The sequence below is a fragment of the Alicyclobacillus sp. TC genome, assembly GCF_016804365.1.
Taxonomy (GTDB): Bacteria; Bacillota; Bacilli; order Alicyclobacillales; family Alicyclobacillaceae; genus Alicyclobacillus_I; species Alicyclobacillus_I tolerans.
The window spans coordinates 2461392-2482824 of sequence record NZ_CP044434.1; the positions used below are offsets into that span (position 1 = coordinate 2461392).

16 protein-coding genes, 1 pseudogene and 2 riboswitches are annotated in these 21433 nt (G+C 45.4%); of the genes and pseudogenes, 5 read left to right on the forward strand and 12 right to left on the reverse strand.

Annotation, left to right across the window (positions count from 1 at the left end; all coding sequences use genetic code 11):
• Positions 1 to 2: 2 nt before the first annotated feature.
• Positions 3 to 181: riboswitch (FMN riboswitch) on the reverse strand.
• 201 nt (positions 182 to 382) lie between these two features.
• Positions 383 to 577 (forward strand): hypothetical protein, encoded by a 195-nt coding sequence (locus FY534_RS12140; protein ID WP_072875376.1) that lies wholly within the window; start codon positions 383 to 385, stop codon positions 575 to 577.
• Between the two features lie 294 nt (positions 578 to 871).
• Complete coding sequence (locus FY534_RS12145) at positions 872 to 2074, forward strand: IS110 family RNA-guided transposase (RefSeq protein ID WP_203114693.1); 1203 nt, start codon at positions 872 to 874, stop codon at positions 2072 to 2074.
• Between the two features lie 325 nt (positions 2075 to 2399).
• Here FY534_RS12145 and FY534_RS12150 read toward each other — a convergent pair.
• The 3 genes and pseudogenes from FY534_RS12150 to FY534_RS12160 form a co-directional block, all read right to left on the reverse strand.
• A pseudogene (locus tag FY534_RS12150) lies at positions 2400 to 2939 on the reverse strand (hypothetical protein).
• A 298-nt stretch (positions 2940 to 3237) separates the two neighbouring features.
• Complete coding sequence (epsC, locus tag FY534_RS12155) at positions 3238 to 4116, reverse strand: serine O-acetyltransferase EpsC (RefSeq protein ID WP_238413549.1); 879 nt, start codon at positions 4114 to 4116, stop codon at positions 3238 to 3240.
• Between the two features lie 41 nt (positions 4117 to 4157).
• Complete coding sequence (locus FY534_RS12160; RefSeq protein WP_203114694.1) at positions 4158 to 5588, reverse strand: APC family permease; 1431 nt, start codon at positions 5586 to 5588, stop codon at positions 4158 to 4160.
• A 34-nt stretch (positions 5589 to 5622) separates the two neighbouring features.
• Positions 5623 to 5808: riboswitch (cobalamin riboswitch) on the reverse strand.
• Positions 5809 to 5997: 189 nt separating this feature from the next.
• Here FY534_RS12160 and FY534_RS12165 point away from each other — a divergent pair.
• The gene (locus tag FY534_RS12165; protein ID WP_203114695.1) at positions 5998 to 7368 is read left to right on the forward strand and encodes a dipeptidase; all 1371 of its coding nucleotides are present in this window, start codon (positions 5998 to 6000) and stop codon (positions 7366 to 7368) included.
• A 34-nt stretch (positions 7369 to 7402) separates the two neighbouring features.
• Here FY534_RS12165 and FY534_RS12170 read toward each other — a convergent pair whose 3' ends face one another.
• The 8 genes from FY534_RS12170 to FY534_RS12205 form a co-directional block, all read right to left on the reverse strand.
• Positions 7403 to 11917, reverse strand: a complete 4515-nt coding sequence (locus tag FY534_RS12170) for a GH36-type glycosyl hydrolase domain-containing protein (protein ID WP_203114696.1) — start codon at positions 11915 to 11917, stop codon at positions 7403 to 7405.
• Positions 11890 to 15537: a hypothetical protein gene (locus tag FY534_RS12175; RefSeq protein ID WP_203114697.1), complete on the reverse strand. Its 3648-nt coding sequence runs from the start codon at positions 15535 to 15537 to the stop codon at positions 11890 to 11892. Before FY534_RS12175 ends, FY534_RS12170 begins: the two co-directional genes overlap by 28 nt.
• Positions 15538 to 15689: 152 nt before the next feature.
• Positions 15690 to 16472: a GTP-sensing pleiotropic transcriptional regulator CodY gene (gene codY, locus FY534_RS12180; RefSeq protein ID WP_203114698.1), complete on the reverse strand. Its 783-nt coding sequence runs from the start codon at positions 16470 to 16472 to the stop codon at positions 15690 to 15692.
• A gap of 377 nt (positions 16473 to 16849) precedes the next feature.
• A complete protein-coding gene (locus FY534_RS12185; protein WP_072875062.1) occupies positions 16850 to 17533 on the reverse strand; it encodes a class I SAM-dependent methyltransferase in 684 nt (227 codons plus the stop codon).
• A complete protein-coding gene (locus FY534_RS12190) occupies positions 17526 to 17867 on the reverse strand; it encodes a YerC/YecD family TrpR-related protein (protein WP_072875063.1) in 342 nt (113 codons plus the stop codon). The genes FY534_RS12185 and FY534_RS12190 overlap by 8 nt, the downstream gene beginning before the upstream one ends.
• Before the next feature lie 94 nt (positions 17868 to 17961).
• Positions 17962 to 18153, reverse strand: coding sequence for a hypothetical protein (locus FY534_RS12195; protein WP_129583649.1), 192 nt, complete (start codon positions 18151 to 18153; stop codon positions 17962 to 17964).
• Complete coding sequence (locus tag FY534_RS12200; protein ID WP_203114699.1) at positions 18140 to 18820, reverse strand: helix-turn-helix domain-containing protein; 681 nt, start codon at positions 18818 to 18820, stop codon at positions 18140 to 18142. Before FY534_RS12200 ends, FY534_RS12195 begins: the two co-directional genes overlap by 14 nt.
• Positions 18817 to 19026, reverse strand: a complete 210-nt coding sequence (locus FY534_RS12205) for a helix-turn-helix domain-containing protein (RefSeq protein WP_238413550.1) — start codon at positions 19024 to 19026, stop codon at positions 18817 to 18819. Before FY534_RS12205 ends, FY534_RS12200 begins: the two co-directional genes overlap by 4 nt.
• Positions 19027 to 19206: 180 nt before the next feature.
• On the opposite strand from FY534_RS12205, the gene FY534_RS12210 reads away from it, so the two are divergent.
• Together FY534_RS12210 and FY534_RS12215 are read left to right on the forward strand one after the other, a co-directional pair.
• Positions 19207 to 19854 (forward strand): hypothetical protein, encoded by a 648-nt coding sequence (locus FY534_RS12210; RefSeq protein ID WP_072875067.1) that lies wholly within the window; start codon positions 19207 to 19209, stop codon positions 19852 to 19854.
• Between the two features lie 81 nt (positions 19855 to 19935).
• Positions 19936 to 20334, forward strand: coding sequence for a helix-turn-helix domain-containing protein (locus FY534_RS12215; protein WP_255567372.1), 399 nt, complete (start codon positions 19936 to 19938; stop codon positions 20332 to 20334).
• On the opposite strand, the gene FY534_RS12220 is transcribed toward FY534_RS12215, so the two are convergent.
• Positions 20320 to 21348 carry a metal-dependent hydrolase gene (locus tag FY534_RS12220; RefSeq protein WP_203114703.1) on the reverse strand — a complete coding sequence of 343 codons (1029 nt, stop codon included), beginning with the start codon at positions 21346 to 21348 and terminating at the stop codon, positions 20320 to 20322. The genes FY534_RS12215 and FY534_RS12220 overlap by 15 nt on opposite strands.
• Positions 21349 to 21433: the final 85 nt, after the last annotated feature.

Sequence of the window (21433 nt, forward strand, 5' to 3'; positions counted from 1 at the left end):
CCAATTTCCTTCTTTCATCCGGACTATACCGTCGGTACTGGATTTTCACCAGTTCATGCTGTACCGCAGTGAAAACTGCATTTTTCAGCTCGTGGACTTAGCATCATACGGGATACGCTCACCACCGATCGGGAATTGATGGCGTATAGGGAAACCATCTCACCCTGCCCCGAAGGAACTATGAAATTGTAAGTCAATCTTAGTATATGCTGCTTACTCACAAATCACAAGTACAAACGGTTTTTCATACATAACGATGGGAACAGTCGTTAGCAACCTATAGGTCTGCCGTTCCCTATAAGATTTTTACACATATCCTAAAATGATTCACTTCGACTCAATCATCAGAACGTCTGTCATTTGAGTCAAGGCGGTGGAAAGCTTGAATGCAGAAGAAAAGATTGCAACACATTACCGTACCGCATTTGTATTCTTAGCCTGCTTCATCTTGATTCATGGACTCTTTGGTGAAGATATCCTGCAGCACAAAGGCATGACTTTTGCCAATGAAGCCACGCGGCTTCTAATTTTAAGTTTTATTTACAAAATGCCCATTCTTTATTCTCAAGTATCATAGCCGCAAAATCATCTATTCCAAACTCGCTTCACTGATTTCACGCTCTTCGTATTATGAGGTCAGCCAGTTGGTTCTGGTTGACCTCTTTCAATCGAGAGGTTCTATACTTTAGGTAGCCGGGGTGAACGTCCGCGCCCGTGGGTCCGAGAACCGGATCGTTAAACAGTTCACCCCCTACTTGTAGAAACATGTTTGAAGCTGGTTGGGACGCTGATCCCGCATAACAAGCGAAGCTATGTACTACAAGGTGATAGGGGCTACCGGCATAAGTCAATCACGAAGGAGAGGTTTTTTATGAATCCAGTCATCGGTCTCGATGTCGCGAAAGGAGAAAGTCAAGGACAAGCCTTCTTGGACAAGGGAAAACCACACGGCAAGAGCATTCGCATCCTACACACCCGCGACGGTCTGGATGCCTTCCACCTGTTTCTCCAAGAAATTGAGGCACTCGCAAAGCAACAGCCCACAGTCATTCTCGAGTCCACAGGGCACTACCACGCACCGATCGTTCAGTTTCTCGAGCAGCATCACTATGCGTACATTATGATCAATCCGCTCATTTCGCACCAAGCCAAGAAATCCAGCCTGCGGAAGGTCAAAACAGACGCCGTTGACGCGTACTGCCTTGCAGAGCTCTTCTACAAAGAAGAGTTTGACACCCACAAAAAGCGGGGATTACAGCTCCTCAATCTGCGTAATCTGACGCGACAGCATGCCGCGATATCGGGGCTATTTGTCCAGACCAAGCTCCAGTTCCTTGCCATTCTGGATCAAGTCTTCCCTGAGTATAGAGGCGTTTTCGGTGACTTGTACTCGCATGTTTCACTCGAGATTCTGCAGGCGTTTCCAACCTCTACGCAGGTGCTCGCACTCGATGAGGAGGTACTCGCCGACAAGATCTCATCCTTATGCAAAAGTCGTTCTCCTCGCTGGGCGCGCGAAAGAGCACAAAGGATCCGTGAAGCTGCTTTGCGTAATCCATTCACGCACACGCGTTTTGAGAGTCATCTGTTTAGCTTGGACATGTACATCCGTATGATTCTTGAGTACAAGGAGCATCTATCCGCCCTTGAGAAACAAATAGATGCCCTCGCTCAAGGCATAGAGGAATATCAGATGATCCAATCGATCCCTGGGATTGGAGGGAAGATCGCGGCAACGATTCTCTCCGAAATTGGGGAAATCAATCGGTTTCATCACCCAAAGAAACTGGTTGCCTTTGCGGGCGTGGATCCGAGCGTCCACTCGTCAGGCAAATTTACCGCTACGGTCAACCACATCACCAAGCGTGGATCCAGCCGACTGCGCCACACCTTGTACGTGGCGGTTTTATGCGGGATCCGAAGCTCAGGGAGCAAGAAGCTCCAAGCGTATTACAACCAGAAAAGAGACGAAGGCAAAGCATACAAAGTGGCGATCACCGCTTGCGTCAATAAGCTCGTGCACTGGATTTACGCCATCTTAAAGCGCAAGGAAGCGTTTGTCGATGTAGTATAACCTCCACCACAATCGCCATTCCAAATCCTTCCTGCCGCGAAATGGAGGGCTATTTGGCATGCCCACTGTTGACTATATCACAGGTTTGAATGGGTGTCACAAGATGAGTGTCTAGCGCTGACAAGCCAGGAGCCCACCTGTCAAGGCACGCTTTCCCGCCTTGACAGGTGGGTCAAGGCGCTGTAGACGCTGAACCAGGCGGCTTAGACCGCATTCGGCGGGCTAAGCCATAGTTACCCGTTGCAGAAAAAGTTACAGCTGAGGCTTGACAAACTATTAGCTGGTTTACCTGCAGAAGCTGATTCAATGGTAACGAAAATGCTTGTCAACTTTTAATCCCGAGGTACTCAAGAACGATGCTTACTCTTTCCTCAACCGAATGGTTTCCTTCTATTCGTAAGACTGGACAATTCAGATCCAAGATCCAATGCTCGTGCAAAGCCTTGCTCCTAACTTCCAAGCCAGCTTCATCATATAACGACGCCCACTCCAAGAATGCCTGTGATTCCTGATGTTTGCTTCCACCAGGTAGGATTTCACTGCCGTATCTCTGAAACTCCCTCTCCTTTAGTCTTTGCAGCCTTAACCCCTTTGGAGTATAGATGAAAACACACGAATCAAAGTACGGCTTTAATTCGTCTCCCCAACCGCAGACTTAACCAGATAGAATCCATTCAGTGTGCTGCGAAAGATCTTATTCCAATAACTTAAGTCTATCACATCGCTCTCTAGGTGCAGTGAATTTTTCAAGCCAAAAATAATCGTCGCCGTCTAAATTGATGTGCGGCAAGTTCAAAGATAACGCTCTTCCTAAGCTGGTTGCTCCTGAACCAGATGCGCCAAGAATATGTATTTTGTTCTTCATATGGTTTCTTGCCCCTCGCACATTGAGGATTGTATACATTCGTTCATTGCAGTGAGCTTAGACCGCATTCGGCGGGCTAACCCCTAGCTAAGCCGAGCGGAGACGAGCGACATTTTTTTCTGAAGTTGGACTCCTTTGAGCTTGACAAGATATTAGCTGGTATAACGATTGAAGAACAAATAAGGAAGGATTCTTCAATAAAAAAAGGCCGCCAATATGGCGGACCAAAAATAGAGGTAAAGGGTTATGATAAACGTACCACATGTTTGCGATGAAAGCAAAGCACCTTAGAGTATATTTAACGCGATTTTTGTCGTTTTGTGACAACAGACTGATGGTTGTGCACAACTCGCGAATAAGGTGGGATCGACTCAGTAACCCATGCGCTGCTGCCAATCACGCTGTGATGTCCAATGACCGTGTCTCCACCCAACACAGTCGCATTAGCGTATAGAACAACATAATCTTCAACGGTAGGATGACGCTTTGTCTGGCGATCTAAAATACCTTGCTCATCACGAGGAAAATACAAAGCTCCCAGGGTCACACCTTGATAAATTTTTACATGGTTGCCTACTTGCGCTGTCTCACCCACAACAATACCCGTACCGTGATCGATCATAATTCCGTGTCCAATGCTGGCACCTGGATGTAGATCAATCCCCGTTAAGCGATGACCATATTCAGTCATCATCCTTGGTAAAAGTGGGATATCATATTGTACGAGAACATGTGCCATACGATAGATAGACAGTGCCAGCAGGCCAGGATAGGTTAGGATAATCTCAATTTCTGATGAAGCTGCAGGGTCGCTGTTTTGTGTCTCCACAACATCTTCATAAAGCATGGTCTGCAATTCAGGAAGATGTTGTAGAACATCCGCCGCACGCTCATCTGCAATGTGTCTTGTTTCTTGAGAACTTTCTAAATCGTAACATTTCTCAAACAAAGCACGGTGAATTTGAGCTGCCAAGACCTGCTGCAACTCGCTGATGGTTGCTTCTACGCTTCTTTCCAGGCCAAGATTGTTGTATGGAAAATAGTTAGGCAGCAAAGCGCTGCGCAACAATTTAATCATTTTGGCAATTGCATCAGGCTGCGGATAGCAGACACAGCCCTGAAACGCTCGTTGGCTGTTCTCTGTCAAGCGACGGGCTATCTCTTTACTGTTAAACACCGCAGGAACCTCCTTTAGCCATAACACCACATTCATTCTCTTTAGTATATCCCTTCATCGTACTGCTGACAAAAATTTTCGGACTCTTGCATTTGACTTGGTGATGGTTTTTTGACGGCATACAAAAAACCTGCCAACAGTAACCCTGCTAAAATTGGATTCACCCAGGGAGAAATCGCGCGCCCGCTTAGAAACAGAAAGGCTACGAGCAAGATGAGCAAGTAAAAAGATGTGAACGAAGAAAACATCAGCATGATGCGATGCGAATGTTTTCTATCCCTTTTTTCATGCAGTTGATCGCGATGATGCATTCGCCATAGAAATACAGTCGCTGTGATGTTGTCCAGCATAAATTCGAAGATAAGGAAAAACCCGGCGGTTGACAAGACAATACTAAAAAAGACATTCAGCGAATGGACAAACAATTGTAAGGCCATTACCGCCCACGCCGCCATAAGTACCACTGCCGTAGCCAAAGATGGCGCCTGGCGAGAATTCAACTTGGCAAATCGTCGGGACAATAACCCATCACGCCCCATGGCATACACACCACGAATCAAAATATAAGCCGTCAACCAGAGCGAACCTGCCGTTGAGGCGAGAATAGGAACCAACATCCAAATGGTAGCGTGAGGTATTGTGGTGGGTAAATAATGAATCCAGGTAACCAACGGATCGGCAGAACCGGCAAGAGCATTGCCAGGTGTTTCCCATATCATCATGGGCACAAACAATAAATAGATAGCTAAGGCAAAAAGTGCACCAATCATTCCACCAACACCAGGATCGCGATTGGGCTGAGTGGATTCTTCGGAAGCATAGCTGTCAATTTCCCATCCGTCCATAATGGTGCTGGCCACAATCATGGTTAGAAAAATACCTCCGACAGGAGAATGCTCGACAGGCAAGGACGGATGCGCATGCGGCCAAGCCATGATACCCAATATGGCAAACAGGATAAGAAAGAAAATTTCAACAGCAAAAAACACTTGAGTAATCAGCGCAGTTGGACGCGCTCCAGAAAGCAACGGGAGCATGGCTACTCCTATCCAAAAAGAACCCACCAAAAATTCAAGCAACGGCTGGTTTACACCGTGAGGGTAGATAAGCGCCAAAGTATATTGGGCGGCAGGAACCAGGATGGGAGGAATCGAGCTGAAATAGGCGAGCAATAAAATCCAGCCTTGAAAACGTCCAATCCGTTTGCCAAGAACTCGAGTCGACCAATGATATGAAGCTCCTGCGCTAGGAAAATGACGATTGAGGGTACGAAATGTGAAAGAGGATACAATAAACGGAATGGCAATCAGCAAAATCGCCAGCAAACTATAGATGCCGCTATAGCCAATCATAATACCTGTTGTGGCAGAAATACTGAAAGCAGGAGCAACGCTGGAAATGGATAAACTGCTTAAATCCAAAAGGTTAAATGTTTGCCGCAGACGCTGACTGCGTTTTTCTGGCATAGACATATAGACACCTCTCCCTATCGACCGTAGGTACGGCAAATGTAACAGGCCAACAGGCAGGTCTCCTGGCTTTGGTTCTTCACGCGCATCCGCCTTCCCAGACAAATCCAGTGGCTTCATGGAAGACGCGCTCCCCATTCACAGTGGCGGGACCGCACCGGATTTTCACCGGTTTCCCTTTTCAACCCGTACAAAAACGGGTACCTGGGCCTTTTCTATTCATTTCAAATGTTTTTCCTTTCGCATACACGAGATAAGCGAAGGTATTGGGGACAAACCCTTCTCATCTTATCTGTTTTTTTCTTTTGCGTCCATGTTTTTTTTCGAATAGCTGTAAAAGCGCAAATGCTTTACACTATGGATGAGTCATCTATGCCCCTATTTACGGGGGATACGAAAGGAGTCTCTAGTCATGAATTTGGAAGCTTATTTAGAGGCAAACGAAAAAGAACATTTACAACAATTATTTGATCTTCTCCGCTTCCCTAGCATTTCAGCACTTTCTGCACACAAAAATGATGTGCTGGCTTGCGCGGAATTTATTAAAAATCATTTAGCCAATCTGGGTTTCGAAAATGCAGAGTTGTTACCGACAAAGGGAAATCCCGTCGTCTATGCCGACTGGTTGCATGCTCCTGGTCAACCCACTGTGCTTGTCTATGGTCACTACGACGTGCAACCTGTCGATCCACTGCCTCTATGGACAACTCCGCCATTCGAACCAGAAATTCGCGATGGACGAATTTTTGCGCGTGGTGCTACAGATGACAAAGGACAAACCTTCTTACATTTCAAAGCCTTGGAAGCACTCTTTCAAACAGAAGGCAAACTGCCAGTGAACATTAAATTTTGCATTGAAGGCGAAGAAGAAATCGGTAGTGCCCATCTTCCGGATTTCTTAGAAAAAAATGCAGAACGCTTTCAAGCTGATGTTCTGCTCATCTCTGATACAGGCATGATTGCTCCCGGCCGACCAACCATATGCTATGGGTTGCGCGGACTGGTTGCCTTTGAATTACATGTAGAAACGGCCAAGCGTGATTTGCACAGCGGCGAACACGGTGGCGGCGTACCCAATGCAATTCACGCTCTAGCTGAATTAATCGCTTCTTTCCATGACGCCGAAGGGCGAATTACAGTAGACGGATTTCACGACCAAGTAACCTCGGTAACCGCGGAAGAATTACAAGCTTTTCGCGATCTCGGTCACGATGATGAAGCTTACCGTACGTCACTCGGCCTGCCAGCCTTACATGGCGAACCGGGATTCAGTACATTGGAACGCCTCTGGGTGCGACCAACCTTAGAAGTGAACGGTATCTATGGTGGATTTCAGGGTGAAGGCACCAAGACCGTCATCCCCCGCGAAGCACATGCAAAACTCACTTGCCGAATTGTTCCGGATCAGACGCCAGAACATATCTACCAGACGATTGAAAGACATATTGAAAAGCACACCCCTAAAGGTGCGCGCGTCACATTGACCCGTCAAGATTCAGGCAGCCCCTACGTAACTCCATTCCATCACCCTGCGATTCAATGGGCTGCTAAGGCATATGAAAAAGCGTATGGAGTGGAAGCGACATTTACACGCGGCGGAGGATCCATCCCGATTGTTGAAACGTTTGATCGATTGCTTCATATACCAGTGGTTTTGATGGGATTTGGATTACCCGATGAAAATATGCACGCTCCTGATGAAAATTTCGCGTTGGAGAACTTTCGTTTAGGTACTCGGACATTGGCTTATTATTATCAGGGCCTCCCCGATGCCCTTAAATAAAGAATAAGGTCGGCTGTAGAGCCGACCCGTAGATTCAAGCTTGCTCCAACGCAAAGGCGTTCGTGGCAAGCTTTTTATTTGTTACTGCCACTTTTACGCAAAACCGATGTTGACGGCCATCATCAACAAGTGTCAAAAAACTACTTTTCTGACCACTATCAAGATCTTCCCAAATCGTCTCAGTTTGCTCTCGATCTAACATAACCTGAATGTTGTAGACACTATCCCCATAGGTGTATCGAAGCGAAAACTCCTGCCATTCTTCTGGTACAGCAGGTTGAATGATTAAACGTTCACCTTCTTTGCGAACTCCCAGAATCCACTCCAATCCTGCCTGATACATCCAACCAGCCGCTCCTGTATACCAGGACCACCCTGCTCGTCCTTCATGCGGCGGGGCTGTATAGACATCTGCAGACATCACATAAGGTTCATTTCCATATCTCCAAACTCCCTGAGAGGAACTGGTGTGTGAAATGGGAGATAACATTTGAAATAGATGAAAAGCTTGATCACCCTCACCTAACATCGCTAACGCTACGATTGACCATATCACGCCATGCGTATACTGCCCTCCATTTTCACGCAAACCCGGAGGATACCCTTGAATGTAGCCCGGACTGGGATGGGAATGATTGAAGGCTGGCGTCAACAGACGCGCCAACATCCATCTCTCATCTACCAACTCACGCAAGAAAGACCGCATGGCCTGTTCCTGTCGATCCGGTTCAGCCGCTCCAGAGATAACTGACCAGGACTGAGCTAGCGCGTCTATTCGGCATTCTGTGGCGGTTGACGTCCCAATCCAGAACCCCGCATCGTGAAACGCACGCCGATACCAGAATCCATCCCACGCTTCGCGCTCCATACTTGCACGTAATTTTTCAGCCTTGATCCGCCATTCTTCTCTTTCTTCTTCTGTAAAAGGATATGGCTGAATACGCTGGAATCGACTTAAAATGTCAAGAAAAAACCAGCCTAGCCAGACACTCTCGCCACGTCCCTCTGCCCCTATACGACTGAACCCATCATTCCAATCGCCAATCCCAATCAATGGCAAACCGTGCTCGCCCAGCCGCCAAGCTCGATGAAGCGCACGCCGACAATGTTCAGTTAGTGAAGCATTCTCATTAGAGATACAGGTATCCTCATAACGTTCCAATTCGCCATCGCGCAAAGGCGGACTGTACAAAAAAGCGACCGATTCTTGCCAAATGGACTGATCTCCGGTTGTTTCCACATAGCGCAACACTGCATACGGCAACCAGAGCAAATCATCAGAGAACCTGGTTCGTATACCCTTACCCGTCTCCTCATGCCACCAATGTTGAACGTCACCTTCTTGATATTGATGAGCCGCTGAACGCAAAATTTGTTCACGGCAGAGGCTAGGATCAATTTGTAAGAAGGCTAGTGAATCTTGTATTTGATCGCGAAATCCATAAGCTCCACCAGCTTGATAGAAAGCAGTTCTTGCCCATAGCCGACATACAAGCGCCTGATAAAGCAACCAACCATTCATCAGCGTGTTGAATGCCGCATTGGGCGTATTCACCCAAATTTTCTCGGTCCATGCTGCATACGCAAACAAAGAGGTTTCGGACAATTGTGCAGGCAAAACTTCATTGTGTATCATGGAGTCCGTCAATTCATCAAACACACGAAGCGCTGCCTGCTTAGATTCAGCCGCTCCTATCCATATAAGAAGCTCTTTTGTCGCTCCGGAAGCGATGGAAAAACATACCTGCAATGCGCCGCAGGGCTCTGGCCAAGACAGTAATCGATTCGGCAAAAACTCTCGGCTACAAATCATCAAAGGTTGTTCTGGACTTCCAGAAGGTCCATATATATCCATTAAACTAGCACTGTAATATATTTGGGGATTTTCTTCTATTCCGTTTTCACCCAGCTGACACGCATGTATAAAAGCGTGTGCATCTTTCAAGGTATCCGCATAACGATGATTCGCTAAAAGCAGCTTTCGTTTTTCATCCCATTCTATATGGTAGAAAGGATCAAACGGTTGACGTTGCACTCCCAACACCCAGGATACAACGGCAAACAGGCTCATTCGACGCACTTGTGGAGTGGTATTTTTGAGTCGGATCCGCATCATTTTTACAGGTAAACGCGCATGAACCGTGACCTCCAGTTCTTGCTCGATTCCACTCTGTTGAGAAGTATAGGTTACTCGACCTTTTTCATAAGACACCGTAAACCATTTCTGTCCTCCAAGCGGTTTGGGCATGGGAGACCATACCTCTCCTGCTTCATCATCACGCAAGTAAATAACTTCTCCAGGTGGATCAAGCAAGGGATCGTTGCTCCAAGGAGATATCTTCCATTCTCGTGAATTGCGCCACCAAGTATACCCTGTTCCTAACTCGGTCAATAAACAACCGAAGTGCGAGTTAGCAAGAATCATACTCCAGGGTCTCGGCAAAGGACGATTCAAATGAACAGCCATTTGATAAATTTGACCACCTTTTTGAAAACCGCCATAACCATTCCAAAACATGGAATGCAACGGTTCAGCCGGCCAATGCAATGGTTTTGCTGGCCATTCAGGGCGAACTGTATGAGCCATGATGTCTTTTATTTCCTGATCCTGTAACGCTATGGGCTGATATTCTGTTTGACGCAATTGATGTTCTAAACTTGGACCCTCTGCTCTTAAATGAACGCGCGCCACTGACTTGAGCAATCGCAATACTTCTTCGGTCTGTTGAGATTGACGCAATACGTGCACTCGCTCTTCGACAAAGTGTCCACTATGACCGAGCGAAGTTTTAAGTCGATTCATCAACTCATCACGATAACCGCCATCGGTTGCATCCATAATCAACAAATCACAGTCGCATCCCTGCTGTATAAGCCATTGCTGAATACGAGCCAGCGATATCACAAAAGGCATATCTGCCAAATGCGAAATTCTAAGGAATACAATGGGCAACTCTCCACTGATACCTTTTGACCACAAAGCTGATTGCCCCAGGGTATTTTGCATCGCCCATTTTTTCTGGTGACGCTGGAGAAGAGGAAAGTAAAGACGACTCGCCAATAGATTGGCTACTTTCACTTGATCTGCCGTCAGCCCAAATTGCCTCCGTCTAACTTCAGCAGCTAGCCAAGCTCGATGAAACATACCCTCAAGTGCGCCAGAACGTTTAGCGTATTCTATGTGAGACATCGCTTCTTCCTCTGTATCCGCACAAGCTGTTACCAAGTAAAACGTCGCGGATTGACCGGCAGACAAGTCAATAGTATGACGAAAAATAAACGCCGGATCAGCCACAGAACCTGTACTTCCTGATAGCGGTTGGTTGAGACCTTGCGGGGCAGACATCGTGTCACCACGTTTAAGCAATTCTGCCCTATCTGATGAAAATTCCAGCACTGATAAATAATCCGAAGGGTCTGCTAAAAGTGCTTGAATGGTATACAACTCGTTTTCTTCGGCTGATCTCGCTCTTTTCTTGGCAACTAAACAACCTTCTTCCGGGCAAAACCTAGTTTCCACAAACAATTTGACAAAAGCAGGATGAGCCAAGTCAGCAGACTGTTCTGCCATGGACAGCTCAGTAAATGTGGTTAAACAAAGTCGCAAATCTTTGTCGCCATGATTGAATACTCGCAACCGTCTCAATTCAATAGGCGCTTCTGGATGAATTGTTATGGACAATTCACTTTCCAAGTTCCCCATTTGTTTTCTAAAACGACTGCTATCTGGCTGAAAACAAACTTCACCAAATTCTCGGCTACAAGGATAGAAGCTTGGCGAATCGGGTAAAGACTCTTGACCATTCAACACTTGCAAATAGATGGATGACCCATAAATCTCTGAAACTGCAAATTCTCTCCAACGTGTGATCGATACACCTCGATAACGCAACCAGCTGCCCCCCGCTGTGGTCTGCATGCTGGACAAACCTGCTCCTTCTAAGAGATTGACTTCTGGCCATGCTGGCCGTTGCTGAAATTCTCGACGCGCCACGTCATTTGTCTGCTGAAAATCCGGAACTCCTTTGGGTAGGACTGGAGCCTGTTTCCAACGCGCCTTCGCTGCAGCTTTCTCTTGCAGCAATAATTCAGCAGCTCGCACAGCCAGGTGACGGTGGAATCGTTGAATCATTTTCTGGTTGGTCAATACGTTGGCTATGGCTAGCAAAGCCATGCCCTGATGATGCGCCATATAACTGATAATGCGCTCTTCTTTTGATCCGGGAGGCAAGCGACGACGTGTGCAATCGAGCGCTTCATAAAATCCAAAATCTCCTTCCATACCGCGTCTGCTAAATTCAGCGAGCGCTTGCATGGCAGAATGTCCAGCAAAAGGAAGTGTCAGCAAGGTAGCATAAGGAGCAAGCACCAACTCATTTTGCTGTCCCCGGTCAAAAGCCAACCCCGGCACGCCAAAGGCACGATATTGATAAGACAAATGCTCATCAAACGCGTAGTACCCACTTTCTGAAATACCATAAGGAACACCGAGTAAACGCGCATACGACTGTTGCTTTTCAATCACACCTTGATAGGTCTCGTCCCACAACCCCCCCGAAAAGTTCGCATGATTAAAGAAGGCATAAAATATTCAAACATCGTTCCTGACCACGAAAGGAGAGTATTGTGTTCACCTACGCGTACCATGGTCCGTCCTAACACAAACCAATGAGAAGCAGGAATTTGCCCCAGAGCAATGGCTATAAAGCTGGCTTGACGCGCTTCTGATGCGGCTAAGTCGTATAAAGTATCCTCCAATTTTTCGCTATCCAGATGATAGCCAATCGAAAACAACTGTTCTCGATAATGGAACAATGGACGAAAATCTGTTTCTGCTATTAACCGACGAACACGTTTCAGCAATTTTTCCCAATTATTCTTTATATTTGACTGACTGCGTTCAGCTATAGCTTCCTCCAAGACCATCAGATAACCTACAAAGTTGCCTGAATCTACGGTTGATACATAGCGAGGCAACAGCGGGCGCAAATCTTCAGTGCTATACCAGTTCAGTAAATGGCCATGCCACTTGGGAAGGCGTTCGACAGTTGCTAGCGTGGAAGAGAGTCGTTCATATAATTGTTCTTCCGTCAGATAACCGAGATCGGCTGCTGCAACGGTCGATAATAAATACAGACCTATATTGGTAGGAGATGTTCTATGAGCGATTTGCTCGCCTTGAAAATATTGAACATTATCAGGCGGCAACCAATTTTCTTCAGCCGTTACATAACAATTGTAAAAAGACCAAATTTTTTCAGACCAATGTCTCAAAGTTTGCAAGTCTTCCTGGGTCCAAAGTGGATTTTTAGCACGAGGTGGTTGTCTCAGCCAACGTTCAAACGGCCAACTGGCGAAGAAAAAGAATAGCAACAAACCAGCTGTTAGAAAATGTCCGTTCCAAGAAGTAAAGGTAACCGACAAAATCAAAAGGACATACAAGGAAATCCCTGTTTTTGTAAAAAGAAACGCAGGTTGCTTATGCTCTCTCGCTACTTGTGCTGATGGTGTCCATTCCAATAAGCGTCGATGGCTTATGATTAGCCGATAAAGAGTGCGCACAATAGCATCCACGGCCAACGCAACAGTAAACGGCAAAAAAATCACATCCATACAGCATCGCAAAGTAACCATTTGCCATTCTTTACGACGTGATCGGCCCATTGTCAAACGGGATAGAGTCCTCAACCAAGGCAGAGCTAAGGTAACCACAATCAACACCCACAACCGCCAACTCCAAGTTGTTTGGGCAAACGTGGCCAACCATGCCAGCAAAAGATAAGCAGGTGCCAGCATACTACGGCGCAAATTATCTATCATTTGCCAACGAGTTAATGAACAGAGATCTACTTTCTCTGATTGGCCTTCGGCATTGCGTACATACTTGCCAAACCAAGGAAGTAATTGCCAATCGCCACGAATCCAGCGATGTAGACGTCGTTCGTGTTCATAGATGGTCTTAGGTTGAGATTCAAGCACTTCAACATCTGAAGCTAGACAGGTGCGCAAAAATCCTCCTTCCAACAAATCGTGACTCAAAATACTGTTTTCTGGCAGACGTTTGGAGAGTACTTGCGCAAACATCTCCACATCAAACAATCCTTTACCGACAAACGAAGCTTGACCAAACCAGTCCTGATACGGATGAGATACTGCAAATGCATACGGGTCGAGTCCTGGTTCAGCTGCTGTGCACTCTGCGTACCTTGAAGCAAAAACGGAATCGTAACTAGCCGCTACACGCGGCTGTAGTACCCCCATACCAGAAACTACGCGGGTTTTTGTCTCATTCAAACGCGGTCTATGCAAAGGATGGTGCATGGTAGCGACCAAGCGCCAAACAGCACCTATTGGCAAACGCGTATCGTGATCAACCGTAAAAATATAGCGTATCTTTGACAATACTGAACGTTCGCCTTGTATGTGAAAAAAACTTGTATCTTCATATCCCTGCAGCAGACGGACAAACTCTACTAATTTCCCCCGTTTCCGCTCCCATCCTAGATATAACTTGTCAGACGCATGCCATTGCCGATCTCGATGAAACAGAAAAAACCGATCACTGCCATATTCTTCTTGAATTTTTGCCATTCGTTCACTCGCATAAGCAAGTAATTCTGCATCTGCTTCTGAGCAAGCTGACTGACTATCCGGAAAATCAGCCAATACGGCAAAGTGAATATGCTCTTGGCGATTTGCCAATGCATGCGTGAGAAGTCGTTCATATACGTCATCCACATCTTCTTTATGACTCCAAAGAATTGGCATAACCACCATCGTACGAGCATCCTCAGGAAGACTTTCACTAAAATCGTATCGCAACAACGGCCATGGCTGGCACGTTTTTACAATGGTCGTATGTACCCATTCTAAAGCCCATTCACTTGCAGGGAATATGATCAGTAGAGCAGCCACAACAGCTATCCACAGAGAACTTCGCCAAGCTATGGAGGGTAATGTCAAATCCACCATAATCCAAAATATCAAAGCTATCGCTAGACCTAAGGCTGTAAAATAAGCTAGATATGGTCTGCGACGAAGCGGCAGCGAGGGTAAGAAACGCGGTTTGGCTAATTGTGATAGATATTGATGAAGCAGATGTTGTCCCATGGGCTCAAGTAGATAGTAAGCAGGTGAAGCTTCTTTCACTTCAGAGCCATGTGCTTCAAACGCATTTTCAGCAAGTTTTAAACATCCTTCAGTGACCATCATTTCCGGCAAAGCAAGTTTTCGCGCCAGTTTGCGGATACTGTGCAAAAGTTGATGCTGACTTTTCTTGTCTAAACGCGGATAATCAGCAAAAGCATGTTCTTGCAAAAGAATTTCTACACGACAGATTTTCGCAACAATATCCTGCCAACATTCACGTTCTAATCGATGTAATGTTTGAACAAGATATCCAGAATTTAATTGCAAATCCACTTGAAATTGATGCTCTATGGAAATCATTTGTTGCAGATCTTGACTAGACTGTTGAACATAACTCAACAACCAATGATGAACCGTGTCTTCATTCGAGGATAACTCATTCAAATGCTGGGTCAAATGAACAATTTCAACTGGAGTGAAGGAGGATGAGTGGGCATATTCTGCAACCTTTTGAGCAATATCCTCATGGGTCCGTTCGGATTGGCGAACCTTTTGCATCCAATCTGAAATCTTTCGACAGACTTGGCTTCTATGCTCAACCTCGCGCATAGCAGCAGACAATTGAGAAATGGCTGCCATCCGCAAAGCATCCAAGAGCATGAAACACTCCTGTATTTGCAAAATGGCAACCTCTTGATAGGCTGAAATGTATTGTAGAAATGTATGGATTTGATATTGACCTTGAACAGCCTGCAGATAGTCACTTGCAATGGCTTCAATACGCGTTTTCCCTGTCTGTTGCAAATACGGTAAATGTCGAACGGCCTGGCGAGACCAATGGTTAATCACCAAGTCTGACTGTATTTCCAAAAACGCAAAGTGATCTAACAGCCAGTCCTCTGCAGGCTGACTGCACTCAGATCTTTGCTGCTGCAACTGCTGGACAAAGGCGCGCATACTATCCATTGCACGCTTAAATTCACGCAATCCGCGCTGTGCCAGAAGCACCGGAGTCCGTCCAATTTCATGTGTGAGGGCAATAGTTTGCGCTCGTTCCTGCAAAGAATGGTTTTCGAACATAGGGCCTCCCGGAAAAAACTTGTCTCCGGTTAAATTCCCCTATTTCTCCATCTTTATAAGTGCGCATTCCGATTTTGGAACAAGTTTTTCTTGCTCACCAGGAATAAAATTTGCCACCTCACGAGGCGCATAACCACCTAGCAGCTGCCATTTTAGCGGTCGAATTGGCGGTTAATTTCATCCTCTACAAAAGCGTTCAATACACGCAAATGTGTACCTTTCATACCAAGCGAACGACTTTCAATGGTTCCCGCACTTTCCAACTTACGAATACTATTCACAATAACAGAACGGGTAACACCATGTTCATCGGCTATTTGACTACTGACGACAATGCCATCTGGAGAATTTTTTACCGCATCGACCAAATATTTGGCTGCTTGTAATTCGGAGAAAGACAGTGACTCTACAGCCAAATGTGCAAGCGCACGCTGGCGGCTTTCCTCTTCTTTTCGCTGTTGGCGCGAATGTACAACTTCAAGCGCCACAATCGAAGCAGCATATTCAATCAATACCATATCTTCTTCACTGAATTGTTGATTAGTGCGAGCAAAAACAAGCGTTCCCTGTCGTTCACGTGCACCAATCACGGGTGCAATGGCGATATGCTTACTGCGAAAACTTTCATTTTCTTCAGGAGAAAAAACGTAGAAAGGTTCCTTATCCTCCAAATTGGCCACGGTTTGTTCAATTGTAAGCAAATGCTTGTTAAAATCCCCGGGGAAGCGTTGATCGCGGGTCATGATATCCAGCCACTCTTCCGTTAACGCATGTTCTGCTACGCCATAACCAAGAATTTTTCCCTTTCTACCAACAATATAAGTATTTGCAGTCAAAACACGGCTCAGAAACTCCGCCACCTCATGAAAATTCACCTGTTCGTTTGCGCTGCGCAACAACTTACCCATTTCTTGAACCTTGTCCAATAATCTCATGTTCTACACCTCTTTGTTATTTTCTTTCGACCACCCAATGTCATATCGGTGGAACTGGTTTATGGTTGTAAATAATTTCTGATTCTTCCAAATGTTTTTTGCCCAATTTGGAAGGCCACAGCAATCATACACCCGTAGCTTAACATACTGTTCCGACAAATGACCACAAATTGTGTCAATTTGCGACACAAATTTAACAATTTTCGAAGAGATAGTCTTATTCCTCTTTCAGGATTGCAAATTTTATATTTTCCAGCGTATCCTGCACGTCAACCAATTATCCAGAATCAACGTATAAATTAATTTCAAATATTGAGAAATTTCTTTTCAAAACAAAACTGACCACGGTTTCTACGGGCCAGTCATTCTTCATCACTTTAAGCAGTCGGCAGTTCTTTCCGTTTGACAACTCTGACAAAACTCGCTAACCCACCTAACATATAATGCTGTTTAATCAGTTCAGCCTCTGGAATTTGAGGATTTTCTAAGGAGCGGATCATCAGAGGATTGCAACGAGCAGCCGTTGCTGCCCAGGAAACAAACATGTCCTTGTCCAACTGAGTAATACCATTATTCATGCAATACTGTTCTGCCGCCCAAAGATTCATATTGCGAGAAGGATTGACCATAATCAACCTTCCTCCCGGCTTGAGCGTACGCATCATTTCACGAATGGCCTTTAACGGATCGTCCAATAAAAACAGAAGATTAACACAAAAGATAACTGAAAAGCGATAATCCGGATAAGGAAGATGACTGGCATCTGCGACTTGAAAAGCTACATTGTCAATTTTATATTTGATTGCATTGCGCCGGGCACGTTCTACCATTCGTTCATCTTTATCCACAAAGTAAACTGTATTCACTCTATGAGCCAAATAGAGACCCAGCCAACCAGCACCACACGCCATGTCTACCACATCGTCCATTTCGCGAATGCTTGCCGTATGTAGACAGGTCATCTGTAATTCACGATGCCAAGCAGCCTGTCCCATTAAATCAAAAAAATCAATTGGATCTTGAACAAACTCAAAACGTTCTCTACCCCATTTATCAATCATACGTCTTATCCCCATCTCCGCCTTGGCGCCAATGGTTGGTTTGTTCTTGCTGCAATCTCTTCAACACCGTGACATAACCGTCTGCACCATAGTACAAACAGCGTTTGACACGACTGATGGTGGCGGTACTGGCGCCCGTTTCTTCTTCAATTTGATGATACGTGAGTCCTTGCTGGAGCATCTCCGCAACTGCCAAGCGCTGAGCAAGCGATTTAATTTCTCCGATTGTGCAGAGGTCTTCAAAAAATGCATAACATTCATCCATTGTCTCCAATGACAGAACTGCCTGAAAAAGTTTATCTACGTGTTTGTCACGGAGACGCTCAAACGGCATAGTAACCCATCCTCTAATTTACGAAGTCACTTATCCGCATGGTATCACATGTTAACAACTTTTTGATAATTTCCTATAAAATTTTTATCAAAGATCAGCGGTGAATGGATTCAAGAACCTCTAAACAATGTTTGATTTCATCTAACCTTGCTTGAAGTTTTACCTCTGCTTCGCTGCTAATCTCCGGTTGCTCAAGTTGTTCTTGTAACTGCTTTTGCCTGCGATGCAAGGCGCGCTGCATTTGACGAATGGCATCTGCATATCCAATCTCTTCAGGCGTGGGCATCATGAAGTTCCCTTTCTTCCTTGGAATCATATAGACGGTGACAAATCTGATCGACAAGCGGCTGCATCTGATACCAGTTCCACCTTTGCAGCAATTGACATTCCTGTTGACTCCACCAATCGGCAGCTTCCATTCGACCCAGATGAGCATAAATATTTCTGCGAGTAGCTGCGTCTACCACCAGACGCTGTAATTCTTCCTTGCGCTGTATTTCCCTCTGTCTGCTTTCTCTGCTTTTTCCTGCTGGAATCAGCCAGACGCAGTCTAATCTTCTCTCAAAATCGTACCAGTCCAATTCGTTTGTGAGACTTTGAGAGGAGATAAGATAGTGTTGATATAGCAATTTCTCTTGTATATCAAGCAAATCCTCCCTAATTTGACATAATTCTTTCAAACCCTCAGGTTGGGATAACTCAGATAGCAAAAAAGCATGCCAAGCCTTTTGCAAAAGTTTCCCTTGCAGGAGAGAACTGTCATCTGCTGCGAATAGTTGTTCCACTGAACAACACAATCTTTGGGAAAGTGCTTCCGCCAACTCGTTGGACGGCTTTACTAACCCTCTTTCAAGAAGAGAAATATGACTCTGAGAGGTCAGTCCTTTCGCCAATTCAAATTGTGACAGTCGCATCTCTTTTCGTCTTTTTTCCAGTCCTGTACGAAGACTCATGGGTGTTTTTTCTCCTCCCACAATCGTTGTAGCGGAACTTCCAAAGCTTCTGCAATTTTCTCCAATTTAGTTAAATTGCTTCCTCTAGCGCCCGACTCTATGGCATAGATATATGAAGAACTAACTCCTGCTTTCATGGCAAGTTCTCGAACCGACATCCCTTTGACTGTTCGGTAATATTTTACATTTTCAGACAAACGTGCCACACCCACCACCCCATCATTTTCTACAATAGAGTAAATTCTAGCAGATGTTGACTCAATTTGTCTGCCATTTTTATACGATTGTAGAAAACGCGCGAAAAATTTTTCTCTTAATATTCAATTACCGTATGCTAGAATGAGCATCTTGCAAACATTGAGATTCCTACAGAAAGGAAGTCACTCATGCTTCAGCTCTCCAGTGTTTGTCCCATGACTGAGGAGAATTTACTTGATTTACTACCTCTTCTTGAATCCGATCAAGCCTTTGCTATGGCTTTTTCTACAACATCAGTGTTGTCATGGTGGGCGAGCTTACAACTTGGCCGAGCAAACGGCAGCGCCGAAGCATGGATATTTACTATGCACCCTATCCAGCGTGAGAACTCATTCCAAAAGGCAGGCGAAACATCTGCAAGGAATGAGTCAGAACAGACCATTGGCTTTGCGTACGTATCCCTCATTGATGAACAGTGGTTTAACGATGGCCAACGGCGTATGGAGGCTGGAACCTATCTACTCCCTTCTTTTCGCAATAAGGGGTGGAATTTGCCTGTCAAGTCAGAACTGATTCACAATCTCATACATGTTTTTTCTATTGAGGAGGTTCTTTTTCTCATCCCTACAGAGAATATGCAAGCTATTCTAGCCTGGCGTAAACTACCCCCTCATCGTTTTTATTCTGATACCGGAAAAATTCCATCGCATTATCGAAAGTTTTTCCGACGAAGACAATTTGAGTCTGATGAGTTATTGTCCATGGCAGTAGTAAGCCGGGATGAGTGGTCTAGATACTGGCCACACGTAACTCATATAAAAAATGGAGAGACTTAGAGAATCGTCTCTCCTCTTTACACATTTGTATAACATTCCTATACTGATAAAGCATACTGAGCGTTGTTGTGGGGTGGCCACATGACACTGGGAGAAAAAATCAGGTACTTGCGACTACAAAGACACTGGACGTTGGCAACACTTTGTCAACGGACGGGAATTTCTATGAGCCATTTAAGCGCCATTGAAAAAGGGGGACGCAAAAATCCTTCCTTCGATGTGGTCTGCCGGATTGCCCATGCATTTGATTTGCCGCTCAGCTATTTTGACAGTCACAACGAACGAGAGGAAAAGATGACTACTGTAAACTATCCTTTGCTGGTTTCTGAAGAAGGAGCTCGTTACTTACAATTGGCTGAACATCTCGCTGAACGTAAAGCACTCGATAACACTTCTCTTTTACTGGAATCGATTGCTGAATTTTTAAGCGACAACCAAGCAACTTATCTTCCTGAAGATTCGCACTCAACGGATGATTGAATGAGCAGATGGAGTTTTTTTCTTATTTCTTAAAGGAAAATCCACTACCTGACCTCCCCAAGCTGCAGGTCGAAATGCCTCAAAGCGCATACCTTCAGACAAAATGGCAAAACGTTCTCCTTCCAATCGCAATACAACCCAAATATGAAAAGGAAGCAACCGCCCGCTACGAAACACTGCATCCGCCAGGCGTACCCGAAATCCATCGCCCTCTCGCTCTGTCCACCCAATCAGCACTCTCGCCAAGCGTGAAAACTCTCGACCAAGTTTGGTTTCGTGCAATACATAATGAAACGCTTGCGTTTCCTCCGTTTGATAAACAGCATCTATCACCGGAGATTTAAACCACGAACAACTTCCAAAACGCACTATTCCTGAAGGATGAGCAAAGACAAACTGTTGACGCCATGGAAGTAGCGCGGGTGGAAAAACCGCAGATTCATCCAATTGCTGGATAGGACGTACTCGTTTAGGTAAAATGAGTCGATTCAGAACACGAATGAATAGCAGCAACAACGCCAATCCGTCACAAAGAATGACTACTTTCAAGAGCGGAATGCCCATGAGGTGTAACACTAAACCTAAGACAAGCCATACATCCCATGCGTATTCGTATAAAAATAAGACATCCAATGCATATCTTTTTTCCGAGATCGGCCAAAAAACAGCCGTACCATAAGCTGTCAAAACATCACTAAGCACATGCAGCAACGCACAGAACCAAGCCATAAAAAAAATTTCCGGACCTTTCCCTGAACTCCACAACTGAAAAACAGCGGCAATCAATAAAGCGAAAAAGAGAGTGCCTGGCAGAGAATGCGTGGCGCGACGATGAGCATATAAAAATCGTTCCCTGCCAAAAAGACGCATAACGGTATCCAAATCACAGATTTCCGAGCCTAATACGGCTGCCGCAAGCATGACAGAGTGGGAAAGATGGGGATCCGGCGGGGCAAAAGCCAACCATGTAGAGTAGACACCTATGCCCATAGCAGCGTGCGTAATGGTATCCATGTGAAATTCCTCCTGACAAAATTATTATGGCGAAGAAAGCTTGTTCTACTCTCCTGCACTTTCCTTTAGGCTTCTTGCCGTGTAA

Excerpts from the sequence above, each read along its gene's own strand:
- FY534_RS12145 (WP_203114693.1), top strand. The coding sequence starts at position 872 with ATGAATCCAGTCATCGGTCTCGATGTCGCGAAAGGAGAAAGTCAAGGA.
- FY534_RS12160 (WP_203114694.1), bottom strand. The coding sequence starts at position 5,588 with ATGTCTATGCCAGAAAAACGCAGTCAGCGTCTGCGGCAAACATTTAAC.
- FY534_RS12165 (WP_203114695.1), top strand. The coding sequence starts at position 5,998 with ATGAATTTGGAAGCTTATTTAGAGGCAAACGAAAAAGAACATTTACAA.
- FY534_RS12175 (WP_203114697.1), bottom strand. The coding sequence starts at position 15,537 with ATGTTCGAAAACCATTCTTTGCAGGAACGAGCGCAAACTATTGCCCTC.
- codY (WP_203114698.1), bottom strand. The coding sequence starts at position 16,472 with ATGAGATTATTGGACAAGGTTCAAGAAATGGGTAAGTTGTTGCGCAGC.
- FY534_RS12185 (WP_072875062.1), bottom strand. The coding sequence starts at position 17,533 with ATGATTGATAAATGGGGTAGAGAACGTTTTGAGTTTGTTCAAGATCCA.
- FY534_RS12190 (WP_072875063.1), bottom strand. The coding sequence starts at position 17,867 with ATGCCGTTTGAGCGTCTCCGTGACAAACACGTAGATAAACTTTTTCAG.
- FY534_RS12195 (WP_129583649.1), bottom strand. The coding sequence starts at position 18,153 with ATGCCCACGCCTGAAGAGATTGGATATGCAGATGCCATTCGTCAAATG.
- FY534_RS12200 (WP_203114699.1), bottom strand. The coding sequence starts at position 18,820 with ATGAGTCTTCGTACAGGACTGGAAAAAAGACGAAAAGAGATGCGACTG.
- FY534_RS12210 (WP_072875067.1), top strand. The coding sequence starts at position 19,207 with ATGCTTCAGCTCTCCAGTGTTTGTCCCATGACTGAGGAGAATTTACTT.
- FY534_RS12215 (WP_255567372.1), top strand. The coding sequence starts at position 19,936 with ATGACACTGGGAGAAAAAATCAGGTACTTGCGACTACAAAGACACTGG.
- FY534_RS12220 (WP_203114703.1), bottom strand. The coding sequence starts at position 21,348 with ATGGATACCATTACGCACGCTGCTATGGGCATAGGTGTCTACTCTACA.